Origin of the sequence: Caballeronia telluris (assembly GCF_001544495.1) — a bacterium.
Lineage (GTDB): Bacteria > Pseudomonadota > Gammaproteobacteria > Burkholderiales > Burkholderiaceae > Caballeronia > Caballeronia telluris.
In genome coordinates this window covers 210,310-227,490 of sequence record NZ_FCNZ02000002.1, presented here as the reverse complement: position 1 = coordinate 227,490, position 17,181 = coordinate 210,310, and the positions used below count along the sequence as shown (strand labels likewise).

At 66.3% G+C, this 17,181-nt stretch carries 15 protein-coding genes; 10 read left to right on the top strand and 5 right to left on the bottom strand.

The features are described 5' to 3' along the window. Positions 1 to 4: 4 nt before the first annotated feature. Positions 5 to 253 carry a hypothetical protein gene (locus AWB66_RS03980; protein WP_087629107.1) on the top strand — a complete coding sequence of 83 codons (249 nt, stop codon included), beginning with the start codon at positions 5 to 7 and terminating at the stop codon, positions 251 to 253. A 229-nt stretch (positions 254 to 482) separates the two neighbouring features. On the opposite strand, the gene AWB66_RS03975 is transcribed toward AWB66_RS03980, so the two are convergent. Beyond that, positions 483 to 635, bottom strand: coding sequence for a DUF3096 domain-containing protein (locus tag AWB66_RS03975; protein ID WP_087135003.1), 153 nt, complete (start codon positions 633 to 635; stop codon positions 483 to 485). 184 nt (positions 636 to 819) lie between these two features. On the opposite strand from AWB66_RS03975, the gene AWB66_RS03970 reads away from it, so the two are divergent. The 3 genes from AWB66_RS03970 (at position 820) to AWB66_RS03960 (ending at position 3,977) form a co-directional block, all read left to right on the top strand. Further along, positions 820 to 2,127 (top strand): lactonase family protein, encoded by a 1,308-nt coding sequence (locus tag AWB66_RS03970; protein ID WP_087628975.1) that lies wholly within the window; start codon positions 820 to 822, stop codon positions 2,125 to 2,127. Positions 2,128 to 2,284: 157 nt separating this feature from the next. Next, on the top strand, positions 2,285 to 2,851 hold the full coding sequence (locus tag AWB66_RS03965) for an antimicrobial peptide resistance and lipid A acylation PagP (RefSeq protein ID WP_087629106.1): 567 nt from the start codon (positions 2,285 to 2,287) through the stop codon (positions 2,849 to 2,851). Between the two features lie 37 nt (positions 2,852 to 2,888). Then, entirely contained in the window at positions 2,889 to 3,977 is a 1,089-nt protein-coding gene (locus tag AWB66_RS03960) for a transporter (RefSeq protein ID WP_235020976.1), read from the top strand. Between the two features lie 13 nt (positions 3,978 to 3,990). On the opposite strand, the gene AWB66_RS03955 is transcribed toward AWB66_RS03960, so the two are convergent. Both AWB66_RS03955 and AWB66_RS03950 read right to left on the bottom strand, forming a co-directional pair. Beyond that, complete coding sequence (locus tag AWB66_RS03955; RefSeq protein ID WP_087628974.1) at positions 3,991 to 7,263, bottom strand: DNA translocase FtsK; 3,273 nt, start codon at positions 7,261 to 7,263, stop codon at positions 3,991 to 3,993. 136 nt (positions 7,264 to 7,399) lie between these two features. Beyond that, complete coding sequence (locus AWB66_RS03950) at positions 7,400 to 7,963, bottom strand: META domain-containing protein (protein ID WP_087629104.1); 564 nt, start codon at positions 7,961 to 7,963, stop codon at positions 7,400 to 7,402. Positions 7,964 to 8,176: 213 nt separating this feature from the next. Between AWB66_RS03950 and purT the strand changes: the two genes are divergently transcribed. The 6 genes from purT to AWB66_RS03925 all read left to right on the top strand — a co-directional run bounded on the left by purT (position 8,177) and on the right by AWB66_RS03925 (position 15,316). Continuing rightward, positions 8,177 to 9,427: a formate-dependent phosphoribosylglycinamide formyltransferase gene (purT, locus tag AWB66_RS03945; RefSeq protein ID WP_087628973.1), complete on the top strand. Its 1,251-nt coding sequence runs from the start codon at positions 8,177 to 8,179 to the stop codon at positions 9,425 to 9,427. Positions 9,428 to 9,479: 52 nt separating this feature from the next. After that, the gene (locus AWB66_RS33960) at positions 9,480 to 9,650 is read left to right on the top strand and encodes a DUF6726 family protein (RefSeq protein WP_200818922.1); all 171 of its coding nucleotides are present in this window, start codon (positions 9,480 to 9,482) and stop codon (positions 9,648 to 9,650) included. 17 nt (positions 9,651 to 9,667) lie between these two features. Then, complete coding sequence (locus AWB66_RS03940; protein WP_087628972.1) at positions 9,668 to 10,024, top strand: MliC family protein; 357 nt, start codon at positions 9,668 to 9,670, stop codon at positions 10,022 to 10,024. Between the two features lie 220 nt (positions 10,025 to 10,244). Then, a complete protein-coding gene (locus tag AWB66_RS03935; RefSeq protein ID WP_087628971.1) occupies positions 10,245 to 11,897 on the top strand; it encodes an acetolactate synthase large subunit in 1,653 nt (550 codons plus the stop codon). A gap of 12 nt (positions 11,898 to 11,909) precedes the next feature. After that, complete coding sequence (locus AWB66_RS03930) at positions 11,910 to 13,355, top strand: aldehyde dehydrogenase family protein (protein WP_087628970.1); 1,446 nt, start codon at positions 11,910 to 11,912, stop codon at positions 13,353 to 13,355. Positions 13,356 to 13,804: 449 nt separating this feature from the next. Further along, complete coding sequence (locus AWB66_RS03925; protein WP_087628969.1) at positions 13,805 to 15,316, top strand: DEAD/DEAH box helicase; 1,512 nt, start codon at positions 13,805 to 13,807, stop codon at positions 15,314 to 15,316. 58 nt (positions 15,317 to 15,374) lie between these two features. Here AWB66_RS03925 and gluQRS read toward each other — a convergent pair whose 3' ends face one another. Together gluQRS and AWB66_RS03915 are read right to left on the bottom strand one after the other, a co-directional pair. Continuing rightward, positions 15,375 to 16,253: a tRNA glutamyl-Q(34) synthetase GluQRS gene (gene gluQRS, locus AWB66_RS03920; protein ID WP_087628968.1), complete on the bottom strand. Its 879-nt coding sequence runs from the start codon at positions 16,251 to 16,253 to the stop codon at positions 15,375 to 15,377. Then, positions 16,250 to 17,116 carry a sulfurtransferase gene (locus AWB66_RS03915; protein ID WP_087628967.1) on the bottom strand — a complete coding sequence of 289 codons (867 nt, stop codon included), beginning with the start codon at positions 17,114 to 17,116 and terminating at the stop codon, positions 16,250 to 16,252. Before AWB66_RS03915 ends, gluQRS begins: the two co-directional genes overlap by 4 nt. Between the last annotated feature and the right edge of the window lie 65 nt (positions 17,117 to 17,181).

Sequence of the window (17,181 nt, the reverse complement as noted above, 5' to 3'; positions counted from 1 at the left end):
AGCCATGCTCAACCCGTCGAAATCCGACTGCATCGCGATACTTTCCGCAGCGAGCCGCGTCTCCGACGCCGACCCGCTGCTTCCGCTCGATTACACGAACCTGGGTCTTTCCCGCAACGCCATGCAAACGGCGGCGGCCTTTCTGACCGAGCGCGGGTGCTTCACGCGCTATACCTATGACGTCGGCGGCATTGCTGTCGGCTGCCTTTCGCTGCAGGGACGCCTGCGGCTCGATCAGCTCGCCAACGGCTGATCGCGGCGCCACCGAACGTTTCATCGCAGGACGACGCATGCAGAACCCGCGCGACGCCGAAAGGCGCCGCGCGGGTTCTGCTCGTCCGCGCTTTCGTCCGCGCTTTAGCTCTCGCCGCGCACGCCGGCGTCTTCCCGACATTCCCCCGACGCTTCCTTACACGCGGAACCCGGCCGCCGAATCGGCGTCAGAGCAGGGCGTGCGCGAGGGCGTGCGCGTCTCCGTGCGCTCAGAAATGCGACGCGCCGAGCCCGAACAAACCAATGAGGCCGATCACGATCAGGTAGATCGCGACGATGAAGTTGAGCAGCCGCGGCATGATCAGGATGAGAATGCCGGCGATGAGTGAAACGAGCGGGCCCAGGCTGACGTGAATGTTCATCGCGATTCCTTTGTTGGTATGACTGCTTTGGCTGAAGTAAGGTCGGGTTGGCGGGGTTGCTCGCAGAGGAACCCGCGCGGCTGATCGGTGATACGGTTGCGGCGTACCGCGGCGCTCGCCGACAGCGACAACATAACCTGAAAAATCTGAAAACAAGCCGCAAAACAAACGATCAGGAGGTCACATGTATTCCGTCCCGCCGTCGATCACCGTCGATAAACCGCGTACCAGGACCTCGCGCTCATCGGCTGGCATCGCAGTTAGGCCCGTTGCATGGGCAAAAGGTTTCGCGACGATCGTTTCGATTGTCGCAGCGCAGGCCTTTTCTGCTTCAGCCGCCCTGGCGCAGACGTCACCGGCTTCGTCCGCGAGCGCATCGGTCTCGGCCGACGGCGTCTACGATCTCCTGATCGGCACCTACACGGGCAGCGGCAAGAGCGAAGGCATCTACGTCTATCGGTTCGATACGAAGAGCGGCGAACTCACGCGCATCTCGTCGGCGCAGGCGGTGAACCCGTCGTATCTCGTCGTGAGCCGCGACCGGCGCTTCGTCTACGCGGTCAACGAACTGCCCGGCGACAACGGTCCGGCCTCGCAGCGCGGCAGCGTGAGCGCGTTTCGTTTCGACGCGCAAAGCGGCCAGCTCACGTTTCTCGACAAGGTCTCGGCGGACGGCAACGATCCCTGCTACCTCGCGATCTCGCCCGACGGGCAGTATCTGCTGACGGCCAACTACTCCGTCGCGGCGAATCCGGGCGGCAGCTTCGCCGTTTTCCCGCTGCAGGCGGACGGCCAGGTCGGCAAGTCGGTGCTGACGGTGCATCACGAAGGCGGCGGCCCGGTCAAAGGCCGGCAGGACAACTCGCACGTCCACTCGACGGTCTTTTCGCCCGACGGACGCTATCTCTTCGCGCAGGATCTCGGCGCCGACAAGGTCTATTCGTACCGCTACACGCCCGACGGCAGCCGCGGCCTGCTCGGCCCGACCGATACGCGCTACACGACGATTAAGCCCGGCGCCGGCCCGCGCCACCTGATCTTCGACGCGAGCGGCAAGCACGCCTACCTGACGACGGAGATGAACGCATCGGTCGTCGTCTTCGACTATCGCGACGGCAAGCTCACGCAGGTGCAAAGCCTGCCGATGACCGCGCCGGGCTTCAAGGGCAAGATCGGCGGCGGCGCGATCCACCTCTCGCCGGACGGGCGCTTTCTCTACGCGACCAATCGTGGCGACGCGAACGAACTCGTCGCGTTCGCCGTCGATCCGGCGAGCGGCCAGCTGAAGCTCACCGGACGCACGTCGACGCTCGGCAAGACGCCGCGCGAATTCACGATCGATCCGGGCGGGCGCTGGCTCATCGTCGGCAATCAGGAAAGCGACAGCGTCTATTTCTTCCGACGCGATCCGCAGACGGGCGAACTCGCGTCGGACCCGCAGCGCCTCGACATCGGTTCGCCGGTCGATTTCAAGCTGGTGTCGCCTTCGTAGAAGCCGGCGGAAAGCCGCCCGGCAATCATTCGGTAACGATGCGGCGCGGGATTTGCTGGCGAGTCGACGGGCAGGTGCACGATAACCCGCAACGATCGCCAACCAACGACCACGACCGGCGCGCAGCGTGTGGACGACGCCGGGCGCAACAAGAATGATGAGCAAGAGTCTCCTCGGCACGGCACTGGTCGTCGCGGCAACGGCGCAGGTGGAATTCGCGGGCACGGCGCACGCCGCGTGCGACTATTCGTGGAACTGGGTGGCGTCCGCGTGTCAGCGCGTGAGCCGAGTGGCGAACGAAGGCACCTGGGACGGCTATCTGACCGGCTACGGCTGGCATATCGACGGCTACGATGACCGCAGCCAGCTCAACGCGAAGTCGTGGGGCGGCGGCGCGGGCAAGCACTGGACCGACGCCCGCGGCAACGAGGATATTCTGTTTGCGATGGCGTTCCTGGATTCGCACGATCATGTCCAGCCCATCGGCGGGTTCGCCCGGCAGTGGTACACCAATCCGGTGGCGGGCGGTCTGTCGATCGGCGGCGGCTATTTCGTCGGCATCACCGCGCGCAACGACATCGCGCATTACGTGCCGATACCGATCGCGTTGCCGATCGCGTCGGTGCGCTACCGCAAGGCGTCGGTCATGGCGACGTTCATTCCGCGCGTTCCCGGTCTGAACGACGGCGACGTCGCGTTTTTCTGGGGGCGCTACGAGTTCTGATTCCCAGGGTTCCAGCAGTGTGAAAGGAAGTGAAACGTTGAACAGCATCAACTCCGATATCGACAGCAACAAGGCGCAATCCGCGCGTCAGGCAGACGCTCCGCCGGCGCGCGGCGGGCCGGTGCCCGCCGGGTTTATCAGCGCGTTTCGCTTTGCGGGCGCCGAGGCGATCCGCCTCTCGTGGGACGAAGCGCGCAAGGAAATCGCCGGCGACGGCCCGACCTGGCTGCACCTGAGCGCGAACGACGACACCGTCGAGAACTGGCTGACCGGCGTCACGTCGATGCCCGACGTCGCGCGAGAATTCTTGAACGGCGAGGACAAGCGGCCGCGCGTGCACATGGGGTCCAACTTCGTGTACGGCGTAGTGGCCGATGTGGAGCGCGCGGCGGTGTCGCCAGCGGGCAGCAGCGAAGCCGATCCGGCGGCGCGCGCGTCGCGGCGCGCGACGGGCGCGCTGCGCTTTTACGTCGACAGCCACCGGATGATCACGGTGCGCGCGCAGCCGCTGCAGTCCACGGACCGCCTGCGCCACGCGGTGCTCGAAGGCGCGCTCTTTCGCGATACCGTCGATCTCTTCGCGGGCCTGATCCGCGCGCTGAACCAGACCTTCGCGGACCGCATCGACGAACTGGGCGACCGCCTCGACGACGTGGAAGAGGGCGTGATCGACGGGACGCATCCGAATTCGCGCGTCGAACTGGGCGAGGTGCGGCGGCGGCTCGTCGAGGTGAAGCGCTTCATCGATCCGGAGCGCAACGCGCTCACGCAGCTCGTCACGCGGCGGCTCGACTGGGCCGAACCGCGCTCGATGGAGGCGCTGATCCAGGCGATCCAGGTGCTCAACGGCCTGGCCGCCGGGCTCGAAGGGCTCTATGAACGCGCAAAACTGCTGCAGGACGAAATCGCCGCCCAGCTTTCCGAGGAGATCAACGGCAAACTGCTGTGGCTCGCGGTGATGTCGGCGTTGCTGATGCCGGCGACGCTCATCTCGGGCATTTTCGGGATGAACGTCGCGGGGCTGCCCGGGACGCACGGACCGCATTCGTTCTGGGTCGTGATCGGCGTGATGGTGGTGTGCGCGGCCGGCACGCTGGGCTATCTGCGGAAGCTCCGCCTCTGGTGAGGCACGAGCGGTCCTATTCCGGCTGCGCCGGCGCGAGCACTTCGCGGTTGCCGTTGTTGCCCATCGGCGAGACGAGACCCGCCGCTTCCATCTGCTCGACGAGCCGCGCTGCGCGGTTATAGCCGATCCGCAACTGCCGCTGTACCGACGAAATCGACGCCCGCCGCGTGCGCAGCACGAACGACACGGCTTCGTCGTACAGCGGATCGGCTTCCGCATCGGGCGCATCGCCGAACAGGTCCTGCGAGCCGCCTTCCGCCGCCGGCCCCGACAAGATGCCTTCCTCGTATTCCGGCTCGCCGAACTGCTTCAGATATTCGACGACGCGATGCACTTCGTCGTCGGCCACGAACGCGCCGTGCACGCGTTGCGGATAGCCCGTGCCCGGCGGCAGGAACAGCATGTCGCCCGCGCCGAGGAGCGACTCGGCGCCCATCTGGTCGAGAATCGTGCGCGAATCGATCTTCGACGACACCTGGAACGCCACGCGCGTCGGAATGTTCGCCTTGATGAGGCCGGTGATCACGTCGACCGAAGGGCGCTGCGTCGCGAGAATCAAATGGATGCCGGCGGCGCGCGCCTTCTGCGCGAGCCGCGCGATCAGTTGCTCGATCTGTTTGCCGGCCACCATCATGAGATCGGCGAGCTCGTCGATGACGACGACGATCATCGGCAGCGTCGAGAGCGGCTCGGGCGCGTCGGGCGTGAGCGAGAACGGGTTCGTGAGCTTTTTGCCGGCGGCGTCGGCGTTGCGCACCTTCTGATTGAAGCCCTGCAGATTGCGCACGCCGACCGCCGACATCAGCCGGTAGCGCTTCTCCATCTCGCCGACGCACCAGTTGAGCGCGTTCGCCGCGAGCTTCATGTCGGTGACGACGGGCGCGAGCAGATGCGGAATGCCTTCGTAGACGGAAAGCTCCAGCATCTTCGGGTCGATCATGATGAGGCGCACGTCCTCGGGCTTCGACTTGTAGAGCAGCGACAGGATCATCGCGTTGACCGCCACCGATTTGCCCGAACCCGTCGTGCCCGCGACCAGCATGTGCGGCGCGCGCGCGAGATCGGTCACGACCGGGTTGCCGACGATGTCCTTGCCCATCGCGATCGTCAGGTTCGACTTGGAGTGGCGATAGACGTCGGCTTCGAGGATTTCCGACAGGCGGATCATCTGGCGCTTCGCGTTCGGCAATTCGAGACCCATGCAGGTCTTGCCGGGAATCGTTTCGACGACGCGGATCGAGGTGAGGCCGAGTCCGCGCGAGAGGTCCTTCATCAGCCCGACGATCTGGCTGCCGCGCACGCCGAGCGCGGGCTCGACTTCGAAGCGCGTGATGACCGGCCCCGCCGACGCGCCGACGACCGTCACCGGCACCTTGAATTCCTGCAGACGCTGTTCGATGAGTTGGCCGGTTTCCGACAGATGTTCCTCGGAGACCGGCTCGACTTCGTCGGAAGCGCGTTCGAGGAGGTCGAAGCCGGGCAGTTCGACCGCCGAAGCCGCCGGCGCGTGGAACTCGAATTCCGTCGGGTCGAAGCCGCGCACGGGCGGGCGCGCGTCCGGCGCCGGCGCGGCTGCGGGCTGCGCCGGCGGCGCGGCGCTCGCCGTGCCGGGGAAGCGCACGACGTTCGACGGCACCGGTTCTTCTTCGATTACAGGCGGCGGGGCAGGGCGGTCGATTTCGGGCGGCGGCGCTGCGAACGTCGCCGGGGGCGGCGCGGCGACTTGCGTGAATTCGGGCGTGTCGAACGTTTCCGGCGGAGTGTCGGGCACGTCTTCGGACGGAGCGGAGGCGCTGCGCAAAGGCGTTACTTCGGGCGCAGCAGCGGCTTCGGAAGGAGCGATTGCTGTCGACGGCATCGCAGCTTGCGGCGACGCGATTGCATCGGACGGATTTGCCGCCCGCGGTGTGGCAATTTCATCGGCGTCGGGCGTTGCGGCGACCGGCCGGTCCGCTTGGGTTTCTTTCGAAGCGAGCACATCGCGCATCGGGAAACTTTCGGTCGCGCGCGGCGACTGCGGCGACGCGACGTACATCGCATCATCGTCCGCTCGCGCCGGCACGGGGTTCGACTCGGCCGAATTCGCCCGCATCGCCTGCGATTCATGCCGACGCGCGAGGCTCGCGCCAGCGAGCGACGTCCACAGCGCGGCGTTCTCTTCGATCGAGCGCAGCGTCGCCTGAATGGTGGAAGGGGCCGGCGGCGGACCGGCGGGCTCGGCCGGACGCGAATACGCCGGCGGGCGCTGCGCCTGCTGTCGCGCACCCGACGGCGCTGTTGCGCTTCCCGGCGTCGATCCCGGCCGACTTCCGCCTGACGAGCGCGGCACTTGCGCGTGACGGTCCGTGCTTGCGGAAACCGTCGAGCGCGACGCCGCGCTGGTCGTCGCCGCGGCGGATCGCGTCGCGTTGTTCGCGCGACTGGAGGTGTGCGGCCAAGCGCCGGACATCGCCCGCGATGCAGCTTGATCCATCGGTACGCCGGACGCGGCGCGCGTCGGCACGCCTGCGTCGCTGCGCGAACGCGTCCGTGCGTCCAGACCCTCGCCAGGCCAGCCCGCAGGCGCAACTGGTTCGACGAAGTCGCGTCGCATCGTCGCCGCATCGGCTCGCGCGAACTTGCTCGCGAACGCATCGGCTGCCGGCGCGCGCGTCGCGGTGTTCGGCTTGGAATCGCCGCGACGAATCGCGGGCGGCCGCCACACGGTCGGCCGTGGATAGCGTCCGCCTTCGCGATTCGTGGCGGCGGGCAGTCCGAGCGTCGGCGTGTCGTGCGAGGCGAGGCCCGCAATGCCGCCCGCGCGATAGGTTTCCGCCGGCGCGCTTCGTTCGCGACCCGGCTTCGTGCGCGGCGCCCGTTCGCGCGGCCTGGGTTCGCGCGCCTCTTTCTCGCGCGGCGCGAACCACGCGGAATTCAACCCGAGCCCGAATGCGGCGTTCGCCCAGCCCATCGCCGAGCGCCACTGGAAATCGCAGAGCCAGGGCAGGCTCACGAACAGCGCGACGGCCGCGATCGCTCCCGTGCCGGGCGTGCCGGCCAACGCCGCGAGCGCGCCGGCGAGCGCGTGCCCGCAGCGATTGATGCCCGACGCCGCTTCGAACGAACCGAGGAGCGCCGCTTCGAGCGTCGCACTCGCAAGGATCACGCAGACGAAGCCGAGCCACAGCCGGATCGTGCCGGGGCCGCGCACGCCGCCGCCGGGGAGCATCGACTTGACGAGCCGCCACAAGAGAGGAAGAAACCAGACGACTGACCCGCCGAACCAGCCGAGGACTACCGTGTGCATGCTAGTAACCAACTATTGAGGGATGCGGCGAAGACCGGGCCGTCGAGTTTAACCGCTGACGCAAGCGAAGGAGGAGGCGCAGCGCCAACCGGCTGCGCGCCGGCCTGCGCGGCGCTGTCGAAGGCGATTCGCCGCGTCACTTCGAGCGGCTTGCAAAAGCGAGCACCTGCCCGTCGTCGAGCGTCAACAGGAGTTCCTTCGGCGGCTTCATCTGCACGCCCGATTTCGCGATGTGCGTGAGTCCGCTCAGATACGGCTGCTCGAGCGCCGCGCCCGCGCCCGACGCGCACGCCATGCGCGTGCCGGCGAGCGGCCCGAACGCGAGCTTGCCGTCCTTCACGTCGTAGCTGCCCATGTAGCGATTGCAGCCCGAGAAACCGCTCACGCGCCGCTTGCCGCCTTCCGTGGACAGATTCAGCGTGATCGGCTCGCCGTTGTCGCCGTGGGGAACCGTGCGCGGCTGGCCGGATGCATCGCTCCAGCGCGTGAGTTCCCATTGCGTGTCGTCGAGCAGTTGCGTGGCCGCGGGATTGTAGGGATCGGTCGGCGGCGCCGACGCATCCGGATGAGTCGGCAGCGCGCACGCTGCGAGCGTGGCGGTCAGCGCGAACGCGGCGCCGATCGAAGCGAAGCGCGCGGCGCTCCGCTCGTTCGAGCGAGCACGCGACGGGGAACGGGAAGGCTGCGGGGGAAGCTGCATGAGCATCGAGGGTCCTCAAGCTGGCGAAACCGTAAGGGTATCGCACTCGTCCTACGATTTGTCCAGCGGCGATGTGCAACACGATGTCGCCGCGTCGTGACGAGCGTCTGCGCCGCATGCCACGCGCCTGTCAATATGCCGACCGGACGAGGCTTCGTGCGCGAACGCGCGTGTTAACATCGCCGACTGTTCGGATCAAACCAGGAGCACCCCATGCAGAACGCCAGTCAGGGAGCGCGTCCCATCGAGACGGGCGCCGCGCGCCGCATCGGCACGCCGGGCTCGGCGAACGCCACGCGCGTGATGCTGCTCGGCGCGGGCGAGCTCGGCAAGGAAGTGATCATCGCGCTGCAGCGGCTCGGCGTGGAGACCATCGCCGTGGACCGTTACGCCGACGCGCCGGGCCATCAGGTCGCGCATCGCTCGCACGTGATCGACATGACCGACGGCGCCGCGTTGCGCGCGCTCGTCGAACAGGAAAAACCGCATCTGATCGTGCCCGAGATCGAGGCGATCGCGACCGACATGCTCGCCGAAATCGAAGCGGCGGGCCTCGCGGTCGTGATTCCGACCGCGCGCGCGACGCAGCTCACGATGAACCGCGAAGGCATCCGGCGTCTTGCCGCCGAAACGCTCGGCCTGCCCACTTCGCCTTATGCGTTCGCGCAATCGCTAGATGAGATGAAGGCCGCCATCGCGACAATCGGCTTTCCGTGCGTCGTGAAGCCGGTGATGTCGTCGTCGGGTAAGGGGCAGTCGGTGCTCCGAAGCGACGCCGACATCGAACCCGCCTGGACTTACGCGATGGCGGGCGGGCGCGTGAACCGCGGGCGGGTGATCGTCGAGGGCTTTATCGACTTCGACTACGAGATCACGCAACTGACCGTGCGCGCCGCGAACCCGCAAACGGGCGCGACCGAAACCTATTTTTGCGAACCGATCGGCCATTTGCAGGTCGCAGGAGATTACGTCGAATCGTGGCAGCCGCAGCCGATGAGCGCGACCGCGCTCGACCGTGCGCGCGACGTCTCGGCGAAAGTGACGGCGGCGCTCGGCGGGCGCGGTCTCTTCGGCGTGGAGCTGTTCGTGCGCGGCGACGATGTCTGGTTCTCCGAAGTGAGCCCGCGTCCGCACGATACCGGCCTTGTCACGCTCGCCACGCAGCGCTTCTCGGAATTCGACCTGCATGCGCGCGCGATTCTCGGTTTGCCGGTCGATACGTCGCTGCGCGCGCCGGGCGCGTCGGCGGTGATCTACGGCGGGCTCGACGAAGCGGCCATCGCGTTCGAAGGCGTCGCGGAGGCGCTCGCGGTGCCGGATTCGGACCTGCGTCTCTTCGGCAAGCCGGAAAGTTTCAAAAAGCGCCGTATGGGCGTGGCAGTGGCGACGGGGCGCGACATCGACGAGGCGCGCGAACGGGCGAAGCTCGCGGCATCGAAGGTGCGGCCTGTTTCAACGAAATGATGTCTGGCGGATCGGCGCGCTTTGCGCAGAACGCCGCGCAAGGAGTGGCTGGATGAAATCGAGTTTGCTGGCGGCGCTTTGCGCGGCCTGTTTGGGATTGAGCGGTTGCGGTCTCGCGGCGGCGCCGTGCCGGGTCACCTCGGCGGTGATCAAGGTCGTGCCGTTGGTCGGACACGTCGCGGCGTTACCGACCGATGCGTGCGCGGAAGTCATCGATCCATGATCGAACGAGGATCAACGATGAAAACCATTCTGGCGGCGTTCGCGGCATCGGCGCTCGCGCATGCCGCATGGGCGATGCCGCTGACCGTGCCGCAGGTGCAGGAAGCCTCGTCGCAGACCGTCAAATACGATTGCGATGGCGACAAGACCCTGTCGGTCCGTTACGTCAACACGAAGAACAATCAGAGCTTCGCGCTCTTGACGGTCGACGGGCGCAAGCTGCTGTTCGTCAACGTGATGTCGGGTTCCGGCGCGCGCTATGTCGCGGAACAGTACACCTGGTGGAGCAAGGGACAGGAAGGCAATCTCTACACCGGCATGGGCGAAGCCAACGCGCCGCCCGTCATCGGCAACTGCAAGGCACGCGGCAAATAAGCGCCGCGCGCGGGTCCAGAAGACAGAAGACAAAAAACCGTTCCGAAGCGATTCGGAACGGTTTTTTTATGCGCCGCGAGGACGCGCGATTCGCCGACGCTCCCTGCACGCGTCATGCATCCGGAGTAATGTTCCAGACGCAACGTCGACACGCGGCCCGACGCGCGCCGCGCCATGCCTGACCCGACCTGACCTGACCGTCAACCAGCCGAGACCGTCCATGAAAGCATCGGATCTGTTCGTGAAAGCCCTCGAAGCCGAGCAAGTCGAATACGTGTTCGGCATTCCCGGCGAGGAAAATCTCGATCTGCTCGAATCGCTGCGGCGCTCGAAAATCCGGCTCGTCCTCACGCGCCACGAGCAGGCCGCCGGCTTCATGGCCGCCACCTACGGGCGCCTCACCGGCAAGACCGGCGTCTGTCTCGCGACGCTCGGCCCCGGCGCGACCAATTTCGTGACCGCCGCCGCCTATGCGCAGCTCGGCGGCATGCCGATGCTGATGATCACCGGTCAGAAGCCGATCAAGTCGAGCAAGCAGGGCAGCTTCCAGATCGTCGACGTCGTGCGCATGATGGAGCCGCTCACCAAGTACACGCGCTCGATGGTGTCGATCGGCAATATTCCGGCGTCGGTGCGCGAGGCGTTCCGGCGCGCCGAGGAGGAGCGCCCGGGCGCGGTGCATCTGGAGCTGCCGGAAGACGTCGCGCACGAAGATGGCGACGGCAAGCCGATTCCGAAGAGTTTCAGCCGGCGGCCGGTGGCGGAGGAGAAGGCCGTCGCGCGCGCCGTCGAGGCGATCACGGGCGCGCGCCATCCGCTTCTGATGATCGGCGCGGGCGGCAACCGCAAGACGACGTGCACGATGTTGCGCGAATTCGTCGACCAGATCGGCATTCCGTTTTTCACGACGCAGATGGGCAAGGGCGTGATCGACGAGTCGCATCCGATGTGGCTCGGCAACGCGACCTTGTCCGACGGCGATTTCGTGCACCGTGCGATCGATCACGCCGATTGCATCATCAACGTCGGCCACGACGTGATCGAGAAGCCGCCCTTTTTCATGCGCAGCGGCGAGGCGGGCGAGAAGACCGTGATTCATGTGAATTTTCTCGGCGCGCAGGTCGATCCGGTGTATTTCCCGCAGATCGAGGTCGTCGGCGACATCGCGAACGCGGTCTGGCAGATGAAGGAAGCGTTGCGCGAGCGCCAGGAACACTGGGATTTCGCGCGCTTCAAGGAGATCAAGCAGCACTTCGAGGAGCAGCTCGCGAAGGGCCAGAACGACCCGCGCTTTCCGCTTTATCCGGTGCGCGTCGTGAAGGACGTGTACGACACGACACCCGTCGACGGCATCCTCTGCCTCGATAACGGCATGTACAAAATCTGGTTCGCGCGCTACTACCGCGCGCACCAGCCGAACTCGCTGTTGCTCGACAACGCGCTGGCATCGATGGGAGCGGGCCTGCCGTCTGCTATCGCCACGAAGATCGTCCATCCGGACCGCAAGGTGATGGCCGTGTGCGGCGACGGCGGCTTCATGATGAATTCGCAGGAACTGGAGACGGCCGTGCGGCTGAAACTCGACCTCGTCGTCTTGATCCTGCGCGACGACGCGTTCGGCATGATCCGCTGGAAGCAGGAGAACATGAATTTTCCGGATTACGGGATGACGCTGAAAAACCCCGATTTCGTCGACTACGCCGAGAGTTACGGCGCGAAGGGGCACCGGGTCGAATCGGCCGAGGCGTTCGCGCCGCTCTTGCGCGCGTGCTACGCGAGCCCGGGCGTGCATGTGATCGACGTGCCCATCGACTATTCGGACAACGAGCGCGTGCTCAACCGCGAGATCAAGCGGCTCGCGGCGCAGCTTTGAAGGAGCGATGCCATGTTGCAGGAGACTTATCCCTACTACCTCGCGAACGAGCCGGTCGCGGCGAACACCGATCTGGAAGTGATCGACAAGTTCAGCGGCGAAGTCGCGACGCGCGTCGCGATGGCGGACGCGAAGGCGATCGACGCGGCCATCGGCCACGCGGTCAACGCCCAGGCCGCGCTGCGCGCGTTCGCGCCGTTCAAGCGCCAGGCGGTGCTCGAACATTGCGTGAAGCACTTTCGCGAACGTTACGACGAACTCGCGATGGCGCTGTGCATCGAGGCGGGCAAGCCGATCAACGATTCGAAAGGCGAGGTGACGCGCCTCATCGACACGTTCAAGGTGGCGGCCGAGGAGTCCGTGCGCATCGACGGCGGGATGATCAACCTGGAGATTTCCCCGCGCGCGGCGGGCTATCACGGCTACTACAAGCGCGTGCCGATCGGGCCGTGCTCGTTCATCTCGCCGTTCAATTTTCCGCTCAACCTGACCGCGCACAAGGTCGCGCCCGCGATCGCGGCGGGCTGTCCGTTCGTGCTGAAGCCGGCGAGCCGGACGCCGGTCGGCGCGCTCATCATGGCCGAGATCCTCGCCGAGACCGATTTGCCGAAGGGCGCGTTTTCCGTGCTGCCCGCGCATCGCGACGGCGCCGATCTCTTCACCACCGACGAGCGCTTTCGCCTGCTTTCGTTCACCGGGTCGCCCGCCGTCGGCTGGGAGCTGAAGAAGAAAGCGGGCAAGAAGAAGGTGATCCTCGAACTGGGCGGCAACGCGGCGGCGATCGTCGACGGCGATCAGGCCGGCCGGCTCGACTACGTCGTCGACCGGCTCGCGTTCGGCGCGTTCTATCAGTCGGGGCAGAGCTGCATCGGCGTGCAGCGGATTCTCGCGCACGAAAGCCTGTACGACGCGCTGCGCGAAAAGCTGATCGCGAAAACGAAGTCGCTCGGGATGGGCGATCCGAAGGACGAAAACACCTTTGTCGGGCCGATGATCTCGGAATCGGAGGCGAAGCGCCTCGCTGGCTGGATGGATGCGGCCGTGAAGAACGGCGCGGCGATCATCGCGGGCGGCAAGGTCGAGGGCGCGATGTTCGAGGCGACGTTGCTCGAAAACGTGAAGCGCGATCAGGATTTGTACCGAAAGGAAGCGTTCGGGCCGGTCGCCATCCTGGAAAAATTCACCGATTTCGAGGAAGCGCTGGCGACCGTCAACGACAGCGATTTCGGCCTGCAGGCGGGCGTCTTCACCGACAGCCTCGCACACACGAACCGCGCGTGGGACGCGCTGGAAGTGGGCGGCGTGGTGATCAACGACGTGCCGTCGTTTCGCCTCGACAACATGCCCTACGGCGGCGTGAAGGACTCCGGGCTCGGGCGCGAGGGCGTCAGGTACGCGATCGAGGACATGACCGAACTGCGGCTCCTGGTCGTGAAGGATGTGCCGCAGCGGGACTGAATCGCGGCCGGGCCCCGCGTGCCGGCCCGTAGGAAAAGCCCGGGCGGAAGGCGCGCCCGCCGCGGACGGAGTGCTACAATGTGCGGTTTTCGGCGCTCGGATTTGCTGCCGGACCCGGGCCGGGCCGATGTGCCACGAGTCGCTGCCACCAATCGCGGCTACGAAGCTCGCGATCACGCGCATCCTAAGAAGCCCGTCGTGCAAACCGGGCAGCAGCGCCGGGCAGCAGCGCGTGCCGGAGCGCAGTGCGGGGCACGAACGACGTCCGCGGCGCGTGTTGCGTATGCATCCAGCCCGAGCATCCCCGGCGCCAGAGCGCGAAATCCGCGCCGGAGCGTTCCAGCGCCCTTTGCCGCGCGCCGAACCGCCGCGCAGCCACAGATTTCACGCATATTCACCGCTTCACGCGCCGCCTCCGGCGCATTTTTAGCGAAAGCCAGATAGTCACCATGTCCGATTCCGTCGTCACGAACACGTCCGCCGCCGCGCCCGAAGCCTCCGGAAAGCCGGAGAGCGCCACGGCGCCCACGTTCGACCAGTTCGGTCTCGCCGCCGACATCCTGAAGGCGGTGACCGAGTCCGGCTACACGACGCCCACGCCGATCCAGGCGCAGGCGATCCCCGTGGTGCTCGCCGGGCGCGACGTGATGGGCGCGGCCCAGACCGGCACCGGCAAGACCGCGAGCTTCTCGCTGCCGATCATCCAGCGCCTTTTGCCGCAGGCGAACACGAGCGCATCGCCCGCGCGCCATCCGGTGCGTGCGCTGATCCTCACGCCGACGCGCGAACTCGCCGACCAGGTCGCCGCGAACGTGCAGGCCTATTCGAAGCACACGCCGCTGCGCAGCACCGTCGTGTTCGGCGGCGTCGACATGAATCCGCAGACCGAGGCGTTGCGACGCGGCGTCGAAGTGCTGATCGCGACACCGGGGCGGCTCCTCGACCACGTCCAGCAAAAGACGCTCAATCTCGGCCAGGTGCAGATGCTCGTCCTCGACGAAGCGGACCGCATGCTCGACATGGGCTTCCTGCCGGACCTGCAGCGCATCCTGAACCTGCTGCCGAAGGAGCGTCAGACGCTGCTCTTCTCCGCCACGTTCTCCGGTGAAATCAAGAAACTCGCGGCCACGTACCTGCGCAATCCGCAGACGATCGAAGTGGCGCGCAGCAATTCGACCGCCACGAACGTGCGCCAGATCGTGTTCGACGTGCACGAAAGCGACAAGTCGAGCGCGGTGGCGCAACTCATCCGCGAGCGCAGCCTCAAGCAGGTGCTCGTGTTCTGCAACAGCAAGATCGGCGCGAGCCGGCTGGCGCGCGTGCTGGAGCGCGACGGCATCATCGCGACGGCGATTCACGGCGACCGCACCCAGGGCGAGCGCATGCAGGCGCTCGACGCGTTCAAGCGCGGTGAAATCGAGGCGCTCGTCGCCACCGATGTTGCGGCGCGCGGGCTCGACATCGTCGAGTTGCCGGCCGTGATCAACTTCGACTTGCCGTTCAACGCCGAGGACTACGTGCACCGCATCGGCCGCACGGGGCGCGCGGGCGCGTCGGGCGACGCGCTGTCGCTGTGCAGCGCGAACGAGAAGAAGCAGCTCGCCGACATCGAAAAGCTGATCAAGCGTCCGCTCGAAGTGGAAACGCTGACGGTCACGACGCCGGCGCGTCGCGAGGGCGGACGCCGCGAACGCGACGAGCGGCCGGTCCGTGCCGAGCGCGGCGAACATCGGCATGCACGCGAAGAATCGGGTGGCCGCCGGCGCGCGACGTCGTTCGAGCGCTCGCACGCGCGGCAGCAGCCGGTCGACGAATTCTTCCTGAAGCCGTACGAGCCGTCGCCGGCATCGGTGAAGCGTCATGACGAGGCGGTCGAGCACGAACGCAAGACCGCGCCGAAGCAGCCGCTGGCCGCGTTGCTGGGCGGACTGGGCATGCCGAGGAAGACGACTTCTTCGTGATTCGTGGCGGTTCTGCGTGGGAAAAGCGGCAGCGCGTTAAGCGAAGCCGCTTTTTTTATTACGGCGGTCCGAAGCGCTTTGCCCACTCGGCGGTTGCGGCGGAATAGAACGCGTCGAGCGAACCGGGCGGCGGCATTTCGATGCCGAGATGCCGTGCCGCCGCCGCGAGTGTCGCGACCGGGTCGTCGAGATTCAGCGCCATCGCGCCCGTCTGCTTGCTGAGCTTTTCACCGTCCGCGTTCGTGACGACGGGCACATGCAGATAGTCTGGCGTCGTCACGTGGAGACACTGCTGAAGATAAATCTGCCGCGCGGTGGAGTCGAGCAGATCGGCGCCGCGCACGATGTGCGTGATACGCGCGTCGTCATCGTCGACGACGACCGCCAGTTGATACGCCCACTGTCCGTCCGCGCGCTTCAACACGAAATCGCCGACTTCGGTCGCCAGATCCTGCGACTGCACACCCTGCCATCGATCGACGAAACTCACGCGCGCGGCGTCGCCGTCGGGGACGCGCAAACGCCACGCGCGCGGCGCGCGCCCGTGCAGGCCGTCGCGGCAGGTGCCGGGATAGGCGAGTGTCGCGTGGCGCGCATGCGCGTTCAAAAGCGAATCGGCGATTTCACGGCGCGTACAGCCGCACGGATAAACGAAGCCGGCCGCCCGCAGGCGTTCGAAGGCCGCTTCGTAGGCCGGAAAGCGCCGGCTTTGCCAGACGGGCGGCTCATCCGAATGCATGCCAAGACGCGCGAGCGTCGCGAGGATGTCGTCGTCGGCGCCGGGCACGGTGCGCGGACCGTCGACGTCCTCGATCCGCACGATCCATGCGCCGCGATGCGCACGCGCATCCAGAAAACTCGCCAGCGCGGCGACCAGCGAGCCGATGTGCAGCGGCCCGGTCGGCGAGGGCGCGAAGCGGCCGCGATAGGCGCTCACGCCGCCTTCGGTTCCCTGCGGGCTTCCGGATGGCAGGCGGGACATGTCTTGCCGGGCACGTAATAGGGCGACTTCTGCTCCTCGACGCTCACCACCGCGCGGCAGCCGAAGCATTGCGACATGGCGGTCGGTTCGAGTTTCGGGTTGAGCGCGGTGCGGTAGTCGAACACGAAGCATTCGCCGTTGTAATGCGCGCCGCCGACTTCCTCGAAATACTTCAGGATGCCGCCTTCGAGCTGGTAGACGTGGTCGATGCCGACTTCCTTCATGTGGATCGCGGCTTTCTCGCAGCGAATGCCGCCCGTGCAGAACGAGACGACCGTCTTGCCGTCCAGATCGGCGCGATTTTGCTCGATCACGTCCGGAAATTCGCTGAATTTCGTGATGCGGTAATCGAGCGCGTTGTCGAACGTGCCGACGTCGACTTCGAACGCATTGCGCGTGTCCAGCATCACGACAGGGCGGCCTTCGTCGTCATGACCGCGGTCGAGCCAGATTTTGAGCGTCGGCGCATCGACGAACGGTGCGCGGCCCAGTTCCGGCTTGATCGCCGGCTTGTTCATCGTGATGATTTCGCGCTTGAGCTTCACCAGCATGCGGCGAAACGGCTGTTTCGCGGAAAGGCTTTCCTTGAACTGCAGGTGGGCGAACTTGCCTTCGAAGAGCGCATCGTTGCGCATGTAGTCGATGAATGCGCGCACGTTCTCGATTTCGCCCGCGACAAACAGGTTGATGCCCTCCGGCGCCAGCAGGATCGTCCCCTTCAGGCCGAGCGCGTTGCAGCGTTCGGTGACGAGCGGGCGCCACGCGGCGGTGTCGTCGATGGTGACGAATTGGTAGCTGGAGAGATTGAGGATATTCATGTTCAGGTTGCTTGATGACAGGGCGCCGCCGGAAAGGTCAGGCAGATCGCGAAACCCGTATTATC

Coding starts and splice junctions, on each gene's coding strand:
- AWB66_RS03950 (WP_087629104.1), bottom strand. CDS start 7,963: ATGCAGCTTCCCCCGCAGCCTTCCCGTTCCCCGTCGCGTGCTCGCTCG.
- AWB66_RS03930 (WP_087628970.1), top strand. CDS start 11,910: ATGTTGCAGGAGACTTATCCCTACTACCTCGCGAACGAGCCGGTCGCG.
- AWB66_RS03925 (WP_087628969.1), top strand. CDS start 13,805: ATGTCCGATTCCGTCGTCACGAACACGTCCGCCGCCGCGCCCGAAGCC.
- AWB66_RS03955 (WP_087628974.1), bottom strand. CDS start 7,263: ATGCACACGGTAGTCCTCGGCTGGTTCGGCGGGTCAGTCGTCTGGTTT.
- AWB66_RS03940 (WP_087628972.1), top strand. CDS start 9,668: ATGAAAACCATTCTGGCGGCGTTCGCGGCATCGGCGCTCGCGCATGCC.
- AWB66_RS03935 (WP_087628971.1), top strand. CDS start 10,245: ATGAAAGCATCGGATCTGTTCGTGAAAGCCCTCGAAGCCGAGCAAGTC.
- AWB66_RS03915 (WP_087628967.1), bottom strand. CDS start 17,116: ATGAATATCCTCAATCTCTCCAGCTACCAATTCGTCACCATCGACGAC.
- purT (WP_087628973.1), top strand. CDS start 8,177: ATGCAGAACGCCAGTCAGGGAGCGCGTCCCATCGAGACGGGCGCCGCG.
- AWB66_RS03970 (WP_087628975.1), top strand. CDS start 820: ATGTATTCCGTCCCGCCGTCGATCACCGTCGATAAACCGCGTACCAGG.
- AWB66_RS03975 (WP_087135003.1), bottom strand. CDS start 635: ATGAACATTCACGTCAGCCTGGGCCCGCTCGTTTCACTCATCGCCGGC.
- AWB66_RS03980 (WP_087629107.1), top strand. CDS start 5: ATGCTCAACCCGTCGAAATCCGACTGCATCGCGATACTTTCCGCAGCG.
- AWB66_RS33960 (WP_200818922.1), top strand. CDS start 9,480: ATGAAATCGAGTTTGCTGGCGGCGCTTTGCGCGGCCTGTTTGGGATTG.
- AWB66_RS03965 (WP_087629106.1), top strand. CDS start 2,285: ATGAGCAAGAGTCTCCTCGGCACGGCACTGGTCGTCGCGGCAACGGCG.